Raw genomic sequence first — 20,351 nt, forward strand, 5'->3', positions numbered from 1 at the left:
TCATGAATGATATGGATACCCCATCCTGGGAACAAATGGTCATCCCGCCGGAAAAGGCACTGAAAAAGATCGAGCCCGGCATGTGCATCTTTTTGAGCACGGGTGCGGCCGAACCGCGCACCCTGGTCCGGGAACTGATGAACTCGAATGCGGACAATCTGCAGGACCTTGAGTTGTTTCAGCTGTTGAGCTTCGGGGATGCCATCTCCATCCAGAAACTGCAGACCCAGAAATTCCGGCTGAAAACCTTTTTCTCCGGCTGGGTGGCCAAGGAGGCCATTACCGCCGGACGCGTGGATTTGATCCCCAGCCGGTTCTCCCGGCTGACCCAGTTAATCGATTCCCGCCGGATTCCCTTTGATGTGGCGTTTATCCAGATTTCCCCGCCCAATCGGCTGGGCTACTGCAGCTTCGGGATCTCCGTGGATGTGGCCCGGCAGGTCATGCATCAGGCAGGCGTTGTGGTGGGTGAGATAAACCCGGATGTGCCCCAGACGTTAGGCAACACCTTTGTCTCCATTAACGAATTCGATCTTTTGGTCAAGGCCACGGAAAAACCGATCTATTTTGACCGGTGGCCGGAGGATGAGGTGTTTGACCGGGTCGCCGCCAACGTGGCCTCCGCCATTGAGGACGGCTCCTGTATCGCATTCTCCATCGGTCCCTTATATGAGCCCCTGGGCCGGCACCTGATGAACAAGAAAAACCTTGGGGTGCATACGCCGATATTTACGGATGCCCTGATGGATCTGGTAAAAAGCGGGGCGGTGTCCAACCGCTACAAGGAACATTTCCCAGGCAAATCCCTTACCTCCTATGCCATGGGCACCCAGGAATTAATGGCCTGGCTGGACCAGAATCCGCTGGTGGAGTTTCAGGGGATTGACAAGGTCTTCAACCCCATGCGTATCGGCCGGAATCCGAGATTTGTGGCTGTCGCCAACATCCGAAAGACCGATTTGACCGGACGGATCGCCCTTCATGTGGGCAAAAGCAATATCACCACCGACCCCTCGGAGGTGATCGATTTTGTAAACGGCGCAGAGATCTCCCCGGGCGGCTACACTATATTTGCCCTGCCCAGCCGGAACCTGAAAGGCGAATCCAATATCCGGGGCTCGCTTGAGGATGTGCCCAATCAGTTGAATGTCCGGGAATCCGTGGATCTTGTAGTAACCGAGTACGGGGTGGCCAACTTAAACGGCCGCACCATCCGGGAGCGCGCCCAGGCCCTTATTGAAGTCGCCCATCCCGATGACCGCCAGTGGCTGATCGAGGAGGCCAAAAAGCAGAATATCATTTACGGGGATCAGATTTTTCTGGCTGAAAGCGCCCATCTATATCCGGCGGATATCTATACCCGCCAGACCTTTAAGAACAATGTGGAGGTCCGTTTCCGGCCGATGCGCCCCTCTGACGAGGAGGAGATGCGGCGGCTGTTCTACCGGTTCTCGGATGAATCGGTTTATTACCGGTATTTCACGCCCCTTAAGACCATGCCGCATTCCAAGATGCAGGAATATGTCAATATCGACTACAGCCAGGTAATGTCCATCGTCGGCCTGGTAGGCGATCTGGGCAAAGGCCATATCATTTCTGAGGCCCGGTACGTGAGGCATAAGGACCGCCCCTATGCGGATGTGGCCTTTATCGTGGATGAGGAGTACCAGAACCTGGGTATCGCCACCTATCTCTACAAGCTTTTGATGCGGCTCGCCAAGGAGCGCGGTCTACAGGGCTTTACCGCGGATGTTCTCCCGGCCAATAAAGAAATGATGCGGGTATTTGAAAAAGGCGATGCCGAGGTCAAGGCCACCCTGGAGCACGGGGTCTACTGCCTGACCATCCCATTCTTCAGTTCATAGGCCCATACTGCCGCGAAAGCCCCCAATAATAATCCGCTTCCCCGTTTTTCCCGCGCTTTCGGCAGCCGGCCGCATAAATCTCACACTTTTCTTTTAATGCCCGAACCGCCGCGCTGTATTTTTCATCGGTCAGCAAGCGGCCGGCCAGGATTTTTTCAATTGCAAAAATCCGGTACTTGTCCAGACCCGGCTGGCGGGATAATTGATCGGCATGCCCGCCCTGTTTAACAATCAGCGGTTTTTCAATCAAATGGACCGGGTATTGAGAGCTTACCCGCAGCCACAGGTCATAGTCCTCGCAGGCGGGCAGGTTTTCATCAAATCCGCCGATTTCAACAAACAGCGCCTTTTTGGCCATCACGGCAGACGGACTGACCAGGCACAGTTCAAGGGAGGGGATAAAAATATCACCGGCAGGCTTTTGATGCCGCCGGCGGGGGTTAACCCGGCGGCCGTTTCGGATCCAGACCTCTTCGGTCTGGCAGATCAGGGCATCGGGATGGGCATTAAAAAAGGCGACCTGCTCGGAAAGCTTTCCCGGCAGCCAGTAATCATCGGAATCCAGAAATGCGATCAGGTCGCCGGAGGCCGCGGCGATGCCGCGGTTTCTGGCGGCGCTCACCCCCTGATTGGGTTGATGGATATAAACGATCCAAGACTGATAGGCTGAAAGCAGGCTCCGGGTTTGATCTATGCTGCCGTCATCGACCACAATGAGTTCAAAATTCGGGTAATCCTGGAAAAGCACCGAATCAATAGCCTTGCCCACCGCCCAGGCCCGGTTGAACGTGGGGATGATCACACTCACCTGCGGCGTTGACTCGGCCGTCAATGCATTTTCCGGGCTGTGACTCATATCATCCGCCGGATGTGATCCGCATGCTGCTTAAGTTTCCTGGCGGATACGGGATACGCGGTTTTAAGCTCCTGGGCAAAGAGCGAGACCTTGAATTCCTCGATCATCCAGAAAAATTCTTCCACCGCATCCCGCTTCTCCTGGGAGGTACTCGCCTCGATTTCGTTTAAAAACGCTGCCAACTGGTCATTGAAAGGCTTGACCTGTTCGGCCTTTTTCTGGTCCTTGTCAAGATCCATCACCCCGCGCTCGGCCCGAAAGGACAGGGCTTTAAGGTATCTGGAGAGGTGTCCCAGACGCTCGAGGGTATAGATGTCCATAAAATGCTCCGGCACCAGACGGCTTAGCGAGCGCCGCAGCTCGGAGAGAAAGGCCGTGACCAGCGGTCTGTCAGCATGCCCGGATTCCAGCTTATAGATGAGGGACCGGGTCTGCGCATAGGCCTCGATGACGGCGAGCCCCTTCTCCATTAGCGCCCGGCCGGCAGGCAGCAGGTTTTCCGACTGGGTACTGGCATGGCTGTAGAATTGCTCCGCTGTGCGGATATTTGCCGCAAACAATTCATTTATCACCCGATCCATTATCCGGGCCTCAAGTTTCTGCCGGCCGCCGAAATACATGGCTGCCGGCTCCACCGATGACGGCAGGGCCACGGTCTTTTTCAAAAATTTTATGTCCTTTGCCAAATAGCGGCGGTAAAGCCGGGCGACCCCGGTTTTATGGGCGCGAAGGGCCGCCTCCGGGTCCTCGAAAAGCCGAAGATCCACGGTATCCCCGTTTTGGACAAGCGCGGGATACACGTGAAAGCCGCCTTGCCCGCGCCCTTGAACCGCAATGGCATCCGGGAGATCCGGAACCTCCCAGGTGGTCATCCCGGATTTTTCCCACTTTTTTCTTTCCGCGGCCAACCCGTTCGCATCCGTTTTCTCAGGCGCCTGGGTCAGAAGTGCCTGTTTATCCCGGCTGCCGGCGACCTCTTTTCCGTTTGAATCGGTAATGGCAAAACGCAGGCGCAGATGATCCGGCAGATCCGCCTCCCGCCATTCGGACACCGGGATATCCACCCCGAACCGATGATAGATGAACCGGCTCAATTCACTGCGCAAGGAGCCCTGATACATGGGCATCTCTTTCATGATGCAGCGGAGGGTATCATTTATAGGCACTAGCTGTTTGCGACAGGATTTCGGGAGCCCCCGGAGCAGGGCGTTGATCTTTTCCTCAAGCAGGCCGGGCACGATCCAGTCCGTAGGTTCCCGGGATATGGCGGAAACCCCGGAGGCGGGCACCTTGACGGTTACGCCGTCAGCCGGCGCGCCGGGATCAAACCGGTACGCGCACGCATACCTGGATTCGACAAGCTTAAGGGAATCCGGAAAAAGGGAAAGCTGGTCGTCTTCCGGATGGTAAGTCAACAGATCTTTCTGATCCATTCTCAGGAAATGATCGGACCCCATCTTCTTGATGCGTTTTTTAAGCGTGGCCATATCATAGATATTCTCCAGCCGCTCGCGGTAGAATTCAAGCATGGCCGCTTCCGCGACCAAAAGATCCCGGCGGCGGAGCCGGTTCTCCATCTCCCGGATGGATTCGATCTGCTCGCGGTTATGCTGCATAAAGGGGAGTTCTTTTTTCACCCGGCCTTCGATCAGCGCCTCCCGGATAAAAATCTCGGTGGCCCCTTCCGGATCTACCGGCCCGTATCGTTTAGGCCGGCCCGGTTCAATGATCAGCCCGAAGAGACTCACCTGCTCATCGGCCATCACCGCCTCCTGCTTTTTCTCCCATCTGGGATTCAGATAGGTATACCGGCAAAGGGAGGCGCCGATGGGCTCAAGCCACGTGCGGTCGATATTGGCCACATTGCGGCCGAAAAGCCGGGAGGTCTCAACCATTTCCGCGCACACGATCCAGGCCCCGCCCCGGTTAAACACTCCGGAGCCCGGAAAAATCATCATTTCCCGGTTTTTGGCCGCCTGATAGACATTTTTTTCCTTTTTCACCGCAATGTTTGACAAAAATCCGCTTAGAATCGATTTATGGATGGCCGCATACCCTTGGGAAAAGTCTTCATCCCCGGATTCATTTTTTTTACCAGGCGCCGGCTGACTCGGCTTGACCCCGGCCTCGTTTAGAATCGCGGTGATCTGCTCGTGCACATCCTGCCATTCCCGCATGCGCTTAAAGGAGAAAAAATTCGACCGGCAGAACTCCTTAAGATCCCTTGCCCGGACAAAGGCCCGTGTCATGGCCGGCGTCCCAAAACAGGCCCGCCAGATATTGATCCAGGTGATAAAGTCCGAGGCCGGGTCCTTAAACTGGTTGTGGGCCGCCTCTGCGGTTTTTTCGGCATCCTCCGGCCGCTCCCGGGGGTCAATGGTGCTAAGCGCTGACACAATCACCACCAGCTCTTCAAGGTGGCCCTGATCCGCGGCTTCGAGAAGCATTCGCGACAGCCTGGGATCAAGCGGAACAGCGGCCATTACACGGCCCCTGGCGCTCAGGCGGGGGGTTTTTTTCTTTGCGGGCTTTTCCTTTTTCCGGGCTGCCGCCGGGACCAGGGCCCCCAGTTCGTGGAGCAGATCAAAACCGTCCTTAACCTGCTTTGCGGGCGGGGGATCAATAAAGGGGAAAGACTGAATATCCCCCAGGTTTAAGGAAATCATCCGGAGGATCACCTGGGACAAATTGGCGCGCTGGATTTCCGGCGGGGTGAAAAGCGGCCGGGACTCATAGTCAGACTCGGGGTATAGCCGTATGCAGACGCCGTCCGCCACCCGGCCGCACCGGCCCTTGCGCTGGTCGGCGCTGCTTTTTGAGATCGGCGCAATCGGCAGTGACGTGGTTCTGGAGCGGGGGTCATACTGGGAAATCCGGGCCAGGCCCGTATCAATCACGTATCGGATGCCCGGCACCGTAATGGAGGTTTCGGCCACATTGGTGGCCACCACGATCTTTCTGCCCGGGATGGATTTAAACACCCGCATCTGATCGGCCGCAGGGAGCCGCGCAAAAAGCGGGAGCACCGTGGTATGCCGGTAGTTCCGGCCCTCAAGGGTTTCACAGGTCTCCCGGATATCCTGTTCCGTGGGCATAAAAATCAGAATATCGCCCGGTTTTTTTTCAGAGATCACTGCATCCGCCGCGTCCACCGCCTTTTCCACGTAGGTAAGTTCCTCTGCATCGCCGTCGGTATCGGATTCCGCATACTGAACTGTCACCGGATACGTCCGGCCGGAGACCTCGATTACCGGGGCATCCCCAAAGGCTTTTGAAAACTTTTGCGTATCAATGGTGGCGGAGGTGATAATGAGCTTCAGATCCTTGCGGATGCTTGTGAGGTTTCTCAGGATCCCCAGCAGAAAATCGATGTTTAAGCTGCGCTCATGGGCCTCATCCACGATAATCGTGTCATAGGCATTCAAATACTTGTCCCCCTGGGTCTCGGCCAGAAGGATGCCATCGGTCATAATCTTGATGAAGCCGTCCGCCTTGTTGAACTGCTCCTGAAACCGAATCTGATAGCCCACGGATTCACCGGGCGACTCCCCCAGTTCCTCGGCGATCCGGTCGGCCACTGTGACCGCGGCGATCCGCCGGGGCTGGGTGCAGCCGACAATTCCCTCGATCCCGCGGCCCGCCGCCAGGCAGAACTTGGGCAGCTGCGTGGTCTTGCCGGAGCCGGTCTCACCGGAAACAATCACCACCGGATGATTCCGGATGGCGGCGATAATATCATCCTTTTTGCGGGTGATCGGCAGATTTTCCGGATATTCGGGCTTTGGCCGAATCTTTTTCCGTTTTTCCTTATGCGCGATCGACCGCGTGAGACGCTCCTTCAGCTGATCCAGCTCATGCCGGGTTTTCTTTGCCGACCCGTCACCGTTTTTCCGGCGCTTGATCTTTTTAAGCTCACGGAGCGCCGCATGCCGGTCCGCGTGCATGACATCCGGCAGCAGGCTTTCCAGGGATTTTATTTTTTGATATAAATCAGATGATCTGGACATGCTTCGGTCATTGTCAATGTTTTTAAAAATTACAGAACCCCTGCGGGCTCAAATTGGGCATACAATAAACAGTACGTTCCGATTTTTCAATATCTTCCACATCCTTTCCCGGGACACGGTAAATTTGTTCTATCTATTTTTCAGGCGGGCACGGTGGCCTGCCCTTCGCGACAATGCCGATATTTTGTAGGGTCGGCCACCGTGCCGACCTTGCATGCGAGAAACCCCATGGTTATGGGGTTTCTCGCCAAAACAAATTCACCGTGTTTCCCGGAATAAAGGCTTTGACATCCCGGCTTGAAGTGATATAAAAAATTGATCGCAAATGAGAACATGTTTTATCGGGATAAATCCGATAAACCCGAATAAATTGAAAGGCTAAAAACGGGTCAGTGTTTTATGCAAACGTCCCAGCCCCCTCAAAACCTGCCAACCGGATTACACCGGCTGCGTAAAGATCAGCTCCGGTATATACTGGATAATATTTCCGATTACGTATGCCTCCATGACCTGCAGGGAAAAATCCTGGGGGTTAACCGGACAATGCAGAATCATGCCGGTATAACCGATCCCCGGCAGCTGGTGGGCCAGCCGATTACCCTGTTCATGCCGGAACAATATCAGGCCCTGTTCGACGACTACATGGCCCGCCTGCTTAAAAAGGGGGCCAACTCCGGGCTGGTCAGCCTGATCACCCAAACCGGGGAGGAACGGGTGATCGAGTACAACAGCCTGCTGATCTACGATGATGAGGGCCGGCCCCTGGCGGTGGCCAGTCTGGGCCGGGATATCACCGAACGGCTGAGATCCGAGAAAGCCTTAAAAAAAAGCGAGGAAAAATACCGCAACATCCTGGAAACCATTGAGGACGGCTATTATGAGGCCGACCTTAGCGGCAGCATCAAATTCTGCAACCCCGCGCTCTGCCGGATACTCGGATATAGCGAATCCGAACTGCTGGAAAAGAACTATCGGGAGATTTGTGAGCCGCCCTATATCAATACCATTTATAACACCTTCAACAAGGTCTATCACAGCCGGGAATCCACCAAGGCATTTGACTGGCGGCTGATCCGAAAAGACGGTTCAGCATGCTTTGTGGAAACCTCGGTTTCCCTGATAGAAGCCGACGACAAGCGGATTGCCGGTTTTCGGGGGATCTGCCGGGATGTCACGGATCGCATCGAGGCGGAAAAGGAGCGGCAGAGTTTGGAGAACCAGCTTTTCTACAGCCAGAAAATGGAGGCCCTTGGCACCCTGGCCGGCGGATTTGCCCATAACTTCAACAACATCTTATTCCCGTTAATCGGCTATATTGACATGGCCCTGATGCAAGCCCCGGCGGACAGCCGAACGCGCCAGCACATGGAAAAGGCGCTGGAATCCGCCAACAAGGCAAAAAATATCGTCCATCGGGTGCAGGAATATACCCGCAATGACAAGGGGCATCAGATCCAGCCGCTTGATGTGCCGGAAGTTGTGGACCAGGCCCTCCGGCTGGTTCGGGGCTCGCTTTCCAGCCGGATCAAGCTGTCAACGGAATTTGACGAGACCTGCCCGCAGATTATGGCGGATGCGGGCCAGATCCAGCATGTAATCGTCAACCTTTGCGCCAATGCCAATGATGCGATCATGTCAAACGGTCGCTCCGGCCATATCACAGTTGCGGTTTCGTCCGCGAACATCGCATCCGCCGATTCAGGTAAAGCCAAGGCACTGCCCCAGGGACGCTATGCCTGTATTTCGGTCACAGATTCCGGATGCGGAATCGATTCGGGGATGGTGGACCGGGTGTTTGACCCGTTTTACACCACCAAACCGGAAACCGGAAAAGGCTTAGGCCTCTCCCTCTCCCACCGGATTGTCAAGAAATACGGCGGCGAGATATTTATTGAGAGCCAGGTCGGCGAAGGCACCGCTGTTCACGTATACATTCCCGAAATGACGGCGGACGCTCAACCTGATGAGAACCAGTAAATCATGTATTAAAAAGTCATTTTTAAGCTCGGTCCCGGACAAACGGCCCGGGGAGGAATACTTCCAACTGAAATGCCGACTGAGAAAAACAAATATATGGCCACGCCCCTGGCGGAGCATTCCAATGCATCCATTCGCATCCTGATCGTGGATGATGAGCAGCCCATCCGGGAAATGATGGAGCTTCTACTCTGCCGGGAGGGCTATCAGTGTGCGAGCGCAAAAGACGGCGACACCGCCCTGGAGATCCTGGGGGGGCAACCGATTGACATCGTGATCACAGATATCAATATGCCGGGTATCAGCGGGGTGGAACTGCTGGAGAAGGCCCGGAATTTCACGGATGCGGATTTTATCGTAATTACCGGCTATGTCGAGGACTTCAGTTACGAAAACCTGATTTCCGCCGGTGCCAGCGATTTCATTTACAAACCGATCAGCAATAATGAGATTCTGCTGCGGTTTAAACGGGTCCTGCGCGAACGTTTTCTGCTGCAGGAGCGCGAAAAGATCAACCGGGAGCTTGAAAAAAACAATCAAAAGCTGGCCAGATATGCCGAGGAGTTAAATGCCGCCCTATCCGACCTGAAAACCACCCACAATGAACTGCAATCCGCTTACCTGGACACCATTAACCGGCTGGCGCTGGCTGCGGAATTCAAAGACGAGGAGACCGGCGACCACATTTCCCGGATGAGCGATTACTGTGCGCTGATGGCTGAAAAATACGGACTTGAAGCGCGCGAGGTGCAAAACATCCGGTATGCCGCACCCATGCATGACATCGGTAAAATCGGCATTCCGGATAAAATCCTCATAAAGCCCGACCAGCTTACAGACAGCGAATTTGAAACTATCAAAACCCATACCACCATCGGCGCCTCCATCCTTTCCGATGCCCGGGCGGAAGTGCTTAAGGCGGCCCATGACATTGCGCTGACCCATCATGAGAAGTGGAACGGCAGGGGCTATCCCAAGGGCCTGAAAAAGAGAGAAATCCCCATACGCGGCCGGATTGTGGGCTTGCTGGACGTATTTGATGCATTAACTTCCAACCGTCCCTATAAAGCGGCATATCCCTATAAGGTGGCCCGGAATATTATTGAAAGCGAACGGGGCAAAAGCTTTGATCCGGATTTGGTGGATATCTTCATTGCCAACTTCGAGGCGTTTGTCCAAATCAAAAAACAAACCGGCCCGACCGCGCATATTTCAATCGCCGATTTTCAATGGAGCGCCCGGGATTTATCTAACGGGCTGGATAAACATATCAGCCGCCACTGAAAACAAAAAAGGAAGCCCGCCTTTTATCCCCGGACTTAAATTGTGCCGAAAACCCCTAATTTTGAGTTTTCCTGTTATTCGCCGATGATTTTAAGCAGCACCCGCTTTTTTCTCCGGCCGTCAAATTCGCCGTAAAAAATCTGCTCCCAGGTGCCGAAATCAAGGCGTCCCCCGGTAATGGCCACCACTACCTCCCTGCCCATTACCTGCCGCTTCATATGCGCATCCGCATTATCCTCGCCCACATTGTGCCGATACTGGGAAACCGGCTCATGCGGGGCCAGCCGCTCCAGCCACTCATCATAGTCCTGATGCAGGCCTGATTCATCATCATTAATAAATACAGAGGCAGTAATGTGCATGGCGTTTACCAGCACCAAGCCCTCCTTGACCCCGCTTTCCGCCAGGCACTCATCAACCTGCGGAGTGATGTTGATAAATGCGCGGCGGGTGGGAACGTTGAAAAACAGCTCTTTACGATAGGATTTCATTCTTTGCTCCTTTCTTCGCCCTGTTTGATTCATTAAGCGGGTATCGTTTCACCCGGCTAAATCCGAATCCAAAATTTTACGGGCTTAAAATAACATTTTTACAGCCCGGCCACAAACCCTGCGCGTTCATATTTTTGGCCTGTTTGCCGAAAAATAAGGCCTCTGGCCGGTGCCCCCTCAGTGATTGTTAAACCGCGAAACATGCTTATGTTTTGATGGCCGTGAAATTGGCTTGACACAGCAAAAATTTCTATGGCAATTAAAATGTTTTATTTTTGTTTCAGGAATTTGTCTCATTTTTAAGAGGTATGACGGGTGTATCAACTCCCTAAAAAAACAGTCTTAAGCGGCATATGTATTGTGCTTATCTTTGGCGCGATTTTTACGTTTTCCATACTGGCCGCATGCCCGGTAAAACAGGAAACCTGCCCGAACCAGCGGCCGCCTGTGGCCTTTCCGCATGACATGCATATGGCAAGCTTTGACTGCTTAGACTGTCACCATGTCTATGACAAAGCGCATAACAACATCCTGGATCCCATGGAGCTGTATGCCGGCAACCCGCATGCAAAATGTGCATCCTGTCATGATTCAAAGCATAGAATCAATCGGCAGGAAGCCTTCCACCAGCAGTGCATCCGATGCCACTTAGATTTCGGCCGGACGGGAGATGCCGCGGGCGGCCCGAGCCTCTGCGGGGAATGTCACCAGACAGCCGGGCAAACATCGGATTTTGTGATGATACTTGGAGAACCCCATGATTAAAGCCAAACCAAAGCCCCTGGATGAAATCCTTTCATATATCGGCCCCTATGAAGACATTTTGATCGCCGGATGCGGCGGCTGTGTCTCGGTCTGCCTGGCCGGGGGACAGAAGGAAGTCAATATCCTGAAATCCGAACTCGATTTTGCGCTGCGCGACGCCCGGGAGACCAAGCAAATAAGCGGCTACACGGTGGAGCGCCAGTGCAATGCCGCCTATCTCGGAGAGATTGACGCGTATGCCGAAAAGGCCGACTGCATGCTCTCCATGGCCTGCGGCGCGGGCGCCCAGCTGCTCGCCGAGCGATACCCCCAAACCCCCGTTTTTCCGGCGGTAAACACCATTGCCATCGGCGTTGACCGGGATATCGGTTTGTATGAGGAACGCTGCCGCGCCTGCGGGGAATGCGTGCTCGCCTATACCGCCGGCATATGCCCGGTGACCCGCTGCGCCAAGGGTCTTTTTAACGGCCCCTGTGGCGGCACCCAGGGCGACAGATGTGAAATCAGCCCGGAAGTGCCCTGCGCATGGCACGAAATTTTTGAGCGTTTAAAGGCCCAGAACCGGCTCGAGGATATCCTGAGAATCCATAAACCCATGGAATGGCGCAATCAAATCCAGCGCAAATTCGTACAAAAGGGTTATGAAAACAGGTACTTACAGGAAGACTAGGCAAAATGGCATCTCAAGAACAGCTTTTGCAGTTCCTCCAGGGCCCCATGGTCTGGGCGGCCTGCCTTATTTTTGCAGCAGGCCTTGTCGGCCAAACCATCCGGCTCTGCCGGCTCACCCGGAAAAGTGATCCGGAAAAAATTCAATTTATCGCCAATCCCCGGAAAACAAAAAAAATTGCCGGATGGCGGCGCTGGATACCCTACCTGGGCCAGCTTAAAACCACCATGCTGGGAACCAGTCCGGTGCTCTCCGCGGTGACCATTATTTTCCACATCTGCCTGTTTATCACCCCGATTTTTCTTTTGGGGCACAATGTGCTTTTAAAGGCCGCCACCGGGATACCGATCCCCTCTTTTTCGGAAACCACTTCCGATCTGCTGACCCTGCTCGTCCTGTTCTGCGGCCTGTTTTTCCTGCTGCGCCGATTGCTTCTGCCGAGGGTGCGGGTCATTACCACGCCCTATGATATCCTGCTGCTGATTCTGGCAATTTTTCCGTTTTTAACCGGCTTTATGGCCCATCATCAGCTGGTACTGGATTACAAGCTGATGATCATACTTCATATGATCTCAGGGGAATTGCTGCTGATCCTGATCCCGTTTTCCAAATTTTTTCATATGATTTTCTTCTTTTTCGGCCGGTTTTTCATTGTCAACGAATACAGCCTGGGGATGCCCAAACGCACCTGGCAATTCTGATTCTCAAACGGAGACTTCCTATGGCCCGAACCGATATTGATACCGCGCCGATCCAACGGATCCTCAAACACAACAAACAAGAGATCAAGCTGGGATTAAAGGTGTGTGCGCATTGCAGCCTTTGCGCGGAAAGCTGTTTCCTGTATGCGGCCACCAAAGATCCCCGGTATATGCCCTCATATAAATTCATCAATTCCATCGGCCGCCTATACCGGAAAAACGGAAAGGTGAGCCGGGAAGAACTGACGAAAATCCGCGATATCGTGTGGCATGACTGCGTATTATGCACCCGCTGCTACTGCCCGTTCGGAATCAATATCCCCTCCCTGATCGCCCTGGCGCGCCAGGCCTGCCGGACCCAGGAACTTTACCGGGAATACGACAGGGAACCCATGGGAACGGCAACGTAAAAAGCCCAATTTCTGCGGACTACAATTTTTTCAGAGCAAGAGTAAGACGGAAAAACCTTACACCTTAAACCCTATACCCTACACCCTATACCCTACACCTCCCCCGCCGCCCACTCCCGGTAATTTTTGAGCTGCGGATAATACAGCATCAGCCGGATCGGCCGGTTTTCCATAGCCCGCATGACGCTTGCATAGCCCGCCATCTGCTCCTGGTAGCGCTCCTTTTCCCGGTCCAAAAAATACTCGACGGCCCCGCCGTGGTGGATACTGCTTTTGTAGTCGATAATCCACCGTACCCCCTCATCATCGACAAATGTCCGGTCAATGACCATGTTGACGAGCCGGCCCGCCAAAATTCCGGACACTCTGTATTCGCAGGCCGCCGACGCATGGCGGGAGAGTATCCAGCGGCCCGCGGGATCCCCGATCGTCTGTATCAAGGCGGATTTTACCTGGGATACGCCTTCCTCCAGCTGATCCCCGCTGATGCCCGCGCTTTTAAGATGCCGGAAAATGCGCTCTGTCAATTGCTCCACCCGGGCGGGCCACCATTTTTCAAGGCCGTCCTCGCAAATAATTCGCAGCCAGCGGTGAACCACGGTCCCTATGCGGCGCACCGTCTCCCCGGCCCAATCAAACGGGGGGCGCTCAGATGCCGGCACCAGGACTTCCGGAGCCGGCACCGAAAGGCCGGCCAAGCCCGGCGGGGGGGCAGGAGGCTGCCAGTCCCGGGACAAGCGCCGGATATAGGGAATCATGGCGGACTCCGCTTCCCCGGGCCCGGGGGCGCTCCCGGCATCCGAACGCGCCTTCCGGTCCCTGTCCGCTTCCTGAAAGCGCTCATATACCACCGGCCATAGGGGATAGAGCAGGGAAGCGGCATCCGGCGGCCGCACCGCGCCCGGCTCGGTGCCCGGCTTTGCCCCGCCCAGCAGGTGCAGCCGTTTTTTCGCCCGGGTAGCCGCCACATAAAGCAGCCGGCCATCTTCATAGGCCCGCTTTTTTTTCTCAAACTGCCGGATATACTCATAGGTTTTGCTGCTCTCCGGCCCGGCCTCGGCAATGGGGGCCAGCAGCAGATCACTGCCGGCTCCGCCTGAGCGCTCAAGCCACATGAGAAGCCGTGATCCGGCAGCCGGCGGCGGCCTGTCCAGACCCGGCAGAATCACCGTGTCAAACTCAAGCCCCTTGGCCTTATGAATGGTCATCACCTGAAGCTTCGGGTCTGCTGCCGGATCGGGCCTTGCAAAAAGCTCGGCTGTTTTGGATTCAAATGCGGCGATATCATCCAGAACGCCGGTACCGATCGCCTCATCCAAAAGATCCAGAAAAGCCCGGGCATCGTTAAAATCCGCCTCGGAAAAACAGCCGGCCGGTCCGCCCAGTAAAAGCCACGCCCCCTCGACCAGACGTCTTAAGGACCGGCGCTCCCGCTCCAGAATCCGCGGCAGGAGAATATCCCGGCACCGCTTCGCCCGCATCTGCCCGTCAGAACTCAACCGGCCGATCCGATCCGCATCCTGCAGAAGCCCCATAATGGTTTTATCCGGCGCATCTGCCGCCAGCGCATAGAGATCTTTAAGGCACAGGCCGCACCAGGGCGCCCGAAGAACGGCCAGCCAGGCGATGCGATCCGCCGGATGCGATATGGCCCGGGTAAGGGATAAAAGATCCTGGATGACGGGCCGGTTTTTAAGGGACTCGATTTCCACCCCGGTAAATGAGATCCTGTGCGCCTTGAGATGCTTGAGGATTAGCTCCAGATGGGGCCGGCTGCGGACAAGGACCGCAATACTGCCCGCCGGATCATCCGCCTGCGCCTGGCGGATACAGGCCAAAACGGCTTCGGCCTCCTGCTGCCGGTCCGGCGGAATCACCGGATGAATCTTTACCGCAGCCGTGCCTTCGGATCCAAACACGGCTTCAGCCGGCGAATAGGCCACCGCCCCCAGATGCGCATCATTTTCCGGCGGCATAATTTGCGGAAAACTCTGGTTGACCCAATCCACAATCCCTTTTTGCGAGCGAAAATTGACCCGCAAGGCCAGGGGATTGAGCGCCAACTGTCCCAGCCCGTTCTGCCATGCCCGGATGAACAGCCCCACCTCGGCCTCACGGAACCCGTAGATCGACTGCATGGGATCGCCCACGGCAAAAAACGTGCGCCCGTCCCCGGGCTGCCAGCCCATGGTCATTTTTTCCAGCAACGTGTACTGGGTAATGCTGGTATCCTGGAACTCATCGATCAGGATGTGCTGTATCTGGTAGTCCATGGAAAGGGCGAGATCCGTGGGATTTTCCGAATCCCCGAGCGCCTGGTCCGCCCGAATGGCCACTTCGGAAAAATCCACCTTGCCCTCGGCCTGAAACGCCAATGCCAGATGGGCAGATGCGAGCCGCAGGATCTCCGAAAGCGCCTCCAGAATCACCCATTCATTGTCACTGTAAGCGCACGCCGGCAGGCCGCGCAGGGCGTGCAGTCGCCCGGCCAGGCCGGAATCAGCCGCCAGCTCGGATATCAGGGCTTGAAAGGCGGATTTCTTTTCTTCATAGAGGGTTTTCAGGGCTTTGTTTTTTTTTGCGCTGCTGGGCGCCGGAAACCCCAGATTTTTATCCGACTTGCGGCGGAAGCCGCCGTCTTTGGTCAATAGCAGATCGCACAGCCCCAGCCACTGATCCAGGGCCTCCGGCCGGGCCGCAGGCAGGGCCTTAAGCTCCCGGCAGGCCAGAAGGGGCGAGGCCGGATTGGCATCTGCCAGATTGCCGGCGGCAAACCGGGCCAGATCCAGCAAATCATCAATTAACGCATCCGGAAACCGGTTTCTGGCGTCTTCGAGCGCTTCTGTGACGACTCTCTCCAATGCCCGCTCCAGATGCTCCCGCCGTTTTTCCGGAAGCTCCCCGGCGGCGATATGGCGGAGCCATTGATCCCGCCTGGCCAGCATCCCGGCAATCAGGCCTTCAATCTTATCCAGCTGATTGTCCAGATGGCGGATCAAGGCTTCAATGGCGGACGACCATTTTGAGCCCGCCTCCAGTTCGGCCACGGTTTCCCGGGCGGCCTGCTGATAGAAGTCTTCCGGGGTTTCGGCGATTTCCGGAGGGGCGCCCAGCCGCGACAAAAACGGCATCTGCCGGGTTATGGCCGCGCACAGGGCGTCAATGGTCTGAATCCGCAGACGGCTCGGATTCTCCGGCAAATGCCAGTTCTGCCGATCATTCTGCGCCTTTGCGGCCCGGGCCAGCCGCCAGGTGCGCGCTTCGTGCGGGGCCTCTGGCGGCTCCGGATCTTCGGCGCGTTCAAGGGCGCTTAAAATCCGGCTCCGCATCTCCGCGGCCGCCTTTCGGGTAAAGGTGATGGCCACCACCGCCTCCGGCGTCTTTACGCCGGCCAGCAGCCTCAGGAAGCGCTGGATCAGAAGCTCGGTTTTTCCCGAACCGGCCGGGGCCTGTACGATAAAGGAGCGTTCGGGGTCAATGGCGGCCTCCCGCTGCCGGGCATCCGCCACCGGCTGTTTATCCGCCTGTTTCATTTTCCGACTCCAGCATATCGCGTTCATTGATGCGGCATATGGGGGCGAAATCGCAGTACCGGCAGCTTTGATAAATGGCTGTGGGCGATACGGCCGCATAACCGGACTTTACTTCATTTCCCAGATCCTCGAGCCGGGCCCGCCATTGGGGCAGCAGCTCCCGGAGCGAGGCATATTCCGGGGCCTGCCGGTTGTCTTTTTCAATCGCGCAAACCCCCGGGGCGATCCCCTCCGCATCAGCCACACCGATAAACCGCGCCTCGCCTTTTCGGACCTGGCCGAACAATACGGCCGCCAGCGGCTCGTTCAGGCTGCTCGCATAAAGGGGGAGCTGCGGCTCGGCCATGCGCCGGGTAAACCAGTCATTTAATGTGGGCGTGCTGGTTTTATAGTCGATAATCACCAGCCGGCCGTCTGCCAGCTGATCAATCCGGTCCGCATAGGTTTTCAGGCCGAATCCGCAGATCATGACCGGCAGTTCGGCCTCCCGGTGCTGCACCGCAAACGGGGCGCGCTCCCGCTCCTTTTCCAGCCATTCCGTGATAAGGGCGATCAAACGATCGGTCTCCAGCGCGGTAAACCGCCTGGTAAAGGTTTGCGGCTTTAACCCGCTTTTTTCCCGGATGGCGGACGTTACCGTTTTTTCGATGACTGCCAGAAGATCCGTTTCCGGCATGCGCATCAATGCGTCATGCGTTTGCAGGGTCTCCCACAGTTTTTCCAGTGCCCGGTGGACCAAAGCCCCCCGCTCGGCTGCGGACAACCCGGAAACCGGGGCCTCCAGCGCCTCCGTCCTTAACCGGTATTTGACAAACGCTTTAAACGGGCACTCGGCCTGGGCTTTTAAAAGCCCGGTACCCCCGCTTACGAACGCCCCGTCGGCCACTTCAGGGCCTGTCTTATCCGCGGTGCGCTCAAATGCCGCGGCGTTGCGAAAGTCACTCCAGAATTGGGGGGGGTCGATTTTCCCTGCATCCAGGTCGGAAAGCGGAAGGTGCCGGATCAGGGGGCTTGAAAAGAGCTCGGCATCCCCTTGGCGCCGGGGAGAGCTGAAAATCACCCTTGGGGCAGTACTTGTCAGGCGCCCGGTGATCTGTTTGGCGTATTCGTATTCCCGTTCGGCGGAGGCATGCCGCATGTGGTATTTTCGTTGAATCCATATGGGAATGAACGGATTGGGCCGCGGCGGCGGCGGCCAGGCCTCATTATGAACCCCCATGACCCATAGGGCATCAAAGGCGGCACCGGCCGCTTCCAGCACCCCCATCACCTGAACCGGCCGATCGCCTGTCTCCGGCTGAAACAGGGTATCGGCCAGAATCTGCCTTAACAGACGGACGGCGCGCGCATGGGGAATCTGACCGAGCACCCGGTCCATTTCCGCCAGCCGGGAGATCGCCTCCTGCCAGGCATCAAGGGTCTGGTATGCCGTACTGGATAGCGTTCGCCCCCCCGGCCATTCCAAAGCCGCCAAGAGGCTCGTGAAAACCGTCGTCCATTGGGAAGGAAGCCTTGGGCGGGACAGCCCCCCGGCAGCCGCTTCCAAAGCCCGGAGGAGCCGGCCAAGGTGATGGCATCCCGTCGCTTCGGCTTTTTTATAAATGGCATCAACACTAAACTCCGTTTCACCGGTTTTTCGAAGGCGGGCATCAAACAGGCTCCGGGACGCCAGTTCCGCATCCGCGCCGCCGATAAACGGGGATCGCATAATCCCGGTGAGGATACTTAACGGGATACAGCCACCACCCCTTTCAAGCATCGCCAGCGCCAGGCCAACCATCGGATAATCCGCCAGGGGCCGCCCCAGGGAAATATTATATATCCGCTCAAGATCCGTATCTGTTGAAAACACCAGATCCGGATGCAGGATATCATCAAAAATCCGGATAATCGGCTGCCGCACGGCCTCAAGGTCGGGCACAATGACACCGATGCGCTGATCCGGGCGCTCGGTGAGCAGATGCCGGATCCAACAGGCCGCATGGGTAATCTCGGTCTCGGTATCCGGCAGTTCAACGCGTTCGCCATGGCTTGAGACTGAAGGCGCGGCTATCAGCTTTACCGTTTTTTGGACGGATTGGATCGCAGCGAAGAGATCCGTCATCTGCGGCGGGTATTCATCAAACCCGGCGAACAGGATGGTCTCGGGCGGCTCAATCAGAGACTGCCGGATAGCTGAGGCCACAAGATCCGGCAGACCGGAGGCCGCCACCCAGTTTTCGCGCCGGCACCAACGGGTGAAGTTTTGCAGCCAGTCAATAAAGGCCTCTGTATCCGGCGGCGGGGCATGGGATAGCTGCCTGATATCGATCCGCCACTGCCGGCATAGGCGCCAGGCCTGCTGTGCGGTTTTGGCTGCGGCCTGGGCCTGAAGCAGCCCTCTGCCGTAATCGGAATCCCGGATCACGGACTCCCAGATCCATAGCTCCTGAGTCGGAGAAAGCCTATCCGGCCACTTCTCAGCCGATGCCAATGCGGGATTAATCAGCAGGGCATCATATAGATTTTCAAGCCAGGCCGAATACGGAAAAATATCCGGGGTCTCCCAGGCGGACCGGCCGGCGGCCATATTTCTGGCCGCGTACTCGCCCGTCAGATGCCGGGCCAGCCGGCGGTTGACCGTGACTACGGCCGCGCCCTGCTCAATTTTTTCCCATATTTTGGAATGCGGAATCTGCGGATAATCTGTCATTAATATCCATCAGCAAAGGGATAAATTTATGGTGCGATCCGGGAAACGGGTACCGGGACAGCGCGTTTATTGAAACCCAGCAATGGGCCGGCGGCCCGTTCCGCCGCACCCGGCCGCCAGTATAGCGGCAGACATAGACATCGGCAACTATTTTAAAATGGGTATACGCATGCCGGATGGTTGTCAACCGGGAACCAATGGCCACCTCCAGTCCGACCGCTTCGCGGATATTTCGAAGACAGGCGGACCCCCCGGATTCACCCGCCTGCCGAACCCCGCCGGGAAATTCCCAGAGGCCGCCCAGCATAGCTTCGGCCGGGCGCTGAACGATCAAAAGGCGCTGCCCCTTGACAATCACCCCGATCACCATACGGTATTCCGGCACCGGCGCTTTTTTGATGCGCACCGGATATTGCGACACCTGATCCTCCCCCCGGGCGCGGCACCATTCGGCAACGGGGCAGGCCCCGCAGTCCGGATTCGCGGGTTTACAGACCAGGGCCCCCACTTCGATGAGCGCCTGGTTGAATATACCCGGCGAGGTTTTATCAAGAAGCCGGGCGGCAACCGCTCGAAACTGCCTGTGGGCGGCGGATTGATTGACCGGCGTATCGATTGCAAAGAGCCGGGCCAGGACCCGCTTCACATTCCCGTCCACCGCGGGCCAGGGTTTTCCAAAAGCAATGCTAAGCACCGCTGCCGCGATATAATCGCCCACCCCCGGTAGCTTTCGGAAGGCATCCCACTGATCGGGAATCCGGCCGTCTGCCTTGTCAACCAGCTCCCGGGCCGCCTTGTGCAGGTTTCTGGCCCGGGCATAATAGCCCAGGCCCTCCCAGCATTTGAGCACGTCCTGCAGATCCGCGGCCGCGAGGCAAAAGATGTCCGGAAATGTTGCCACAAAGCGATTGAAATAAGCAATCACGGTATTTACCTGGGTCTGCTGGAGCATGATCTCTGAGACCCATATCCGGTAAGGGTCTTGCGATTGCCGCCAGGGGAGGCTTCGATGATGCGCCTGATACCAGGTCAGAAGCGCTTTTTGAATTTTTGCCGCTTTATCCGCCGGCAACCGCGGGGCGTTATTTTTTGGCATTTAG

At 56.4% G+C, this 20,351-nt stretch carries 13 protein-coding genes; 7 read left to right on the forward strand and 6 right to left on the reverse strand.

Annotated elements, in window-relative coordinates:
- The first annotated feature begins 2 nt into the window (after positions 1-2).
- Complete coding sequence (locus U5L07_15550) at positions 3-1,865, forward strand: GNAT family N-acetyltransferase (protein MDZ7833164.1); 1,863 nt, start codon at positions 3-5, stop codon at positions 1,863-1,865.
- On the opposite strand, the gene U5L07_15555 is transcribed toward U5L07_15550, so the two are convergent.
- Together U5L07_15555 and hrpA are read right to left on the reverse strand one after the other, a co-directional pair.
- A complete protein-coding gene (locus U5L07_15555; GenBank protein ID MDZ7833165.1) occupies positions 1,855-2,721 on the reverse strand; it encodes a glycosyltransferase in 867 nt (288 codons plus the stop codon). The genes U5L07_15550 and U5L07_15555 overlap by 11 nt on opposite strands.
- Positions 2,718-6,728: an ATP-dependent RNA helicase HrpA gene (hrpA, locus tag U5L07_15560; GenBank protein ID MDZ7833166.1), complete on the reverse strand. Its 4,011-nt coding sequence runs from the start codon at positions 6,726-6,728 to the stop codon at positions 2,718-2,720. The genes U5L07_15555 and hrpA overlap by 4 nt, the downstream gene beginning before the upstream one ends.
- A 399-nt stretch (positions 6,729-7,127) precedes the next feature.
- Between hrpA and U5L07_15565 the strand changes: the two genes are divergently transcribed.
- Both U5L07_15565 and U5L07_15570 read left to right on the forward strand, forming a co-directional pair.
- Positions 7,128-8,705, forward strand: a complete 1,578-nt coding sequence (locus U5L07_15565) for a PAS domain S-box protein (protein ID MDZ7833167.1) — start codon at positions 7,128-7,130, stop codon at positions 8,703-8,705.
- 72 nt (positions 8,706-8,777) lie between these two features.
- Positions 8,778-9,989 carry a response regulator gene (locus tag U5L07_15570; GenBank protein ID MDZ7833168.1) on the forward strand — a complete coding sequence of 404 codons (1,212 nt, stop codon included), beginning with the start codon at positions 8,778-8,780 and terminating at the stop codon, positions 9,987-9,989.
- Between the two features lie 74 nt (positions 9,990-10,063).
- On the opposite strand, the gene U5L07_15575 is transcribed toward U5L07_15570, so the two are convergent.
- Positions 10,064-10,480 (reverse strand): secondary thiamine-phosphate synthase enzyme YjbQ, encoded by a 417-nt coding sequence (locus U5L07_15575; GenBank protein MDZ7833169.1) that lies wholly within the window; start codon positions 10,478-10,480, stop codon positions 10,064-10,066.
- 315 nt (positions 10,481-10,795) lie between these two features.
- On the opposite strand from U5L07_15575, the gene U5L07_15580 reads away from it, so the two are divergent.
- The 4 genes from U5L07_15580 to U5L07_15595 are packed head-to-tail and all read left to right on the forward strand — an operon-like array spanning position 10,796 to position 13,026.
- On the forward strand, positions 10,796-11,245 hold the full coding sequence (locus U5L07_15580) for a cytochrome c3 family protein (protein MDZ7833170.1): 450 nt from the start codon (positions 10,796-10,798) through the stop codon (positions 11,243-11,245).
- Positions 11,238-11,915 carry a methylenetetrahydrofolate reductase C-terminal domain-containing protein gene (locus tag U5L07_15585; GenBank protein MDZ7833171.1) on the forward strand — a complete coding sequence of 226 codons (678 nt, stop codon included), beginning with the start codon at positions 11,238-11,240 and terminating at the stop codon, positions 11,913-11,915. The genes U5L07_15580 and U5L07_15585 overlap by 8 nt, the downstream gene beginning before the upstream one ends.
- Before the next feature lie 5 nt (positions 11,916-11,920).
- Positions 11,921-12,616, forward strand: coding sequence for a hypothetical protein (locus U5L07_15590; protein MDZ7833172.1), 696 nt, complete (start codon positions 11,921-11,923; stop codon positions 12,614-12,616).
- 20 nt (positions 12,617-12,636) lie between these two features.
- A complete protein-coding gene (locus tag U5L07_15595; GenBank protein ID MDZ7833173.1) occupies positions 12,637-13,026 on the forward strand; it encodes a (Fe-S)-binding protein in 390 nt (129 codons plus the stop codon).
- Positions 13,027-13,118: 92 nt separating this feature from the next.
- On the opposite strand, the gene U5L07_15600 is transcribed toward U5L07_15595, so the two are convergent.
- The 3 genes from U5L07_15600 to mutY are packed head-to-tail and all read right to left on the reverse strand — an operon-like array spanning position 13,119 to position 20,347.
- Positions 13,119-16,559 carry a UvrD-helicase domain-containing protein gene (locus U5L07_15600; GenBank protein ID MDZ7833174.1) on the reverse strand — a complete coding sequence of 1,147 codons (3,441 nt, stop codon included), beginning with the start codon at positions 16,557-16,559 and terminating at the stop codon, positions 13,119-13,121.
- A complete protein-coding gene (locus U5L07_15605; GenBank protein MDZ7833175.1) occupies positions 16,543-19,251 on the reverse strand; it encodes a PD-(D/E)XK nuclease family protein in 2,709 nt (902 codons plus the stop codon). The genes U5L07_15600 and U5L07_15605 overlap by 17 nt, the downstream gene beginning before the upstream one ends.
- Positions 19,202-20,347: an A/G-specific adenine glycosylase gene (gene mutY / locus U5L07_15610; GenBank protein ID MDZ7833176.1), complete on the reverse strand. Its 1,146-nt coding sequence runs from the start codon at positions 20,345-20,347 to the stop codon at positions 19,202-19,204. The genes U5L07_15605 and mutY overlap by 50 nt, the downstream gene beginning before the upstream one ends.
- Between the last annotated feature and the right edge of the window lie 4 nt (positions 20,348-20,351).

The organism is Desulfobacterales bacterium, assembly GCA_034520365.1.
Classification (GTDB): Bacteria; Desulfobacterota; Desulfobacteria; order Desulfobacterales; family Desulfosalsimonadaceae; genus M55B175.

Excerpts from the sequence above, each read along its gene's own strand:
- U5L07_15575 (MDZ7833169.1), bottom strand. The coding sequence starts at position 10,480 with ATGAAATCCTATCGTAAAGAGCTGTTTTTCAACGTTCCCACCCGCCGC.
- U5L07_15600 (MDZ7833174.1), bottom strand. The coding sequence starts at position 16,559 with ATGAAACAGGCGGATAAACAGCCGGTGGCGGATGCCCGGCAGCGGGAG.
- U5L07_15595 (MDZ7833173.1), top strand. The coding sequence starts at position 12,637 with ATGGCCCGAACCGATATTGATACCGCGCCGATCCAACGGATCCTCAAA.
- hrpA (MDZ7833166.1), bottom strand. The coding sequence starts at position 6,728 with ATGTCCAGATCATCTGATTTATATCAAAAAATAAAATCCCTGGAAAGC.
- U5L07_15590 (MDZ7833172.1), top strand. The coding sequence starts at position 11,921 with ATGGCATCTCAAGAACAGCTTTTGCAGTTCCTCCAGGGCCCCATGGTC.
- U5L07_15550 (MDZ7833164.1), top strand. The coding sequence starts at position 3 with ATGAATGATATGGATACCCCATCCTGGGAACAAATGGTCATCCCGCCG.
- U5L07_15570 (MDZ7833168.1), top strand. The coding sequence starts at position 8,778 with ATGCCGACTGAGAAAAACAAATATATGGCCACGCCCCTGGCGGAGCAT.
- mutY (MDZ7833176.1), bottom strand. The coding sequence starts at position 20,347 with ATGCCAAAAAATAACGCCCCGCGGTTGCCGGCGGATAAAGCGGCAAAA.
- U5L07_15585 (MDZ7833171.1), top strand. The coding sequence starts at position 11,238 with ATGATTAAAGCCAAACCAAAGCCCCTGGATGAAATCCTTTCATATATC.
- U5L07_15605 (MDZ7833175.1), bottom strand. The coding sequence starts at position 19,251 with ATGACAGATTATCCGCAGATTCCGCATTCCAAAATATGGGAAAAAATT.
- U5L07_15565 (MDZ7833167.1), top strand. The coding sequence starts at position 7,128 with ATGCAAACGTCCCAGCCCCCTCAAAACCTGCCAACCGGATTACACCGG.
- U5L07_15555 (MDZ7833165.1), bottom strand. The coding sequence starts at position 2,721 with ATGAGTCACAGCCCGGAAAATGCATTGACGGCCGAGTCAACGCCGCAG.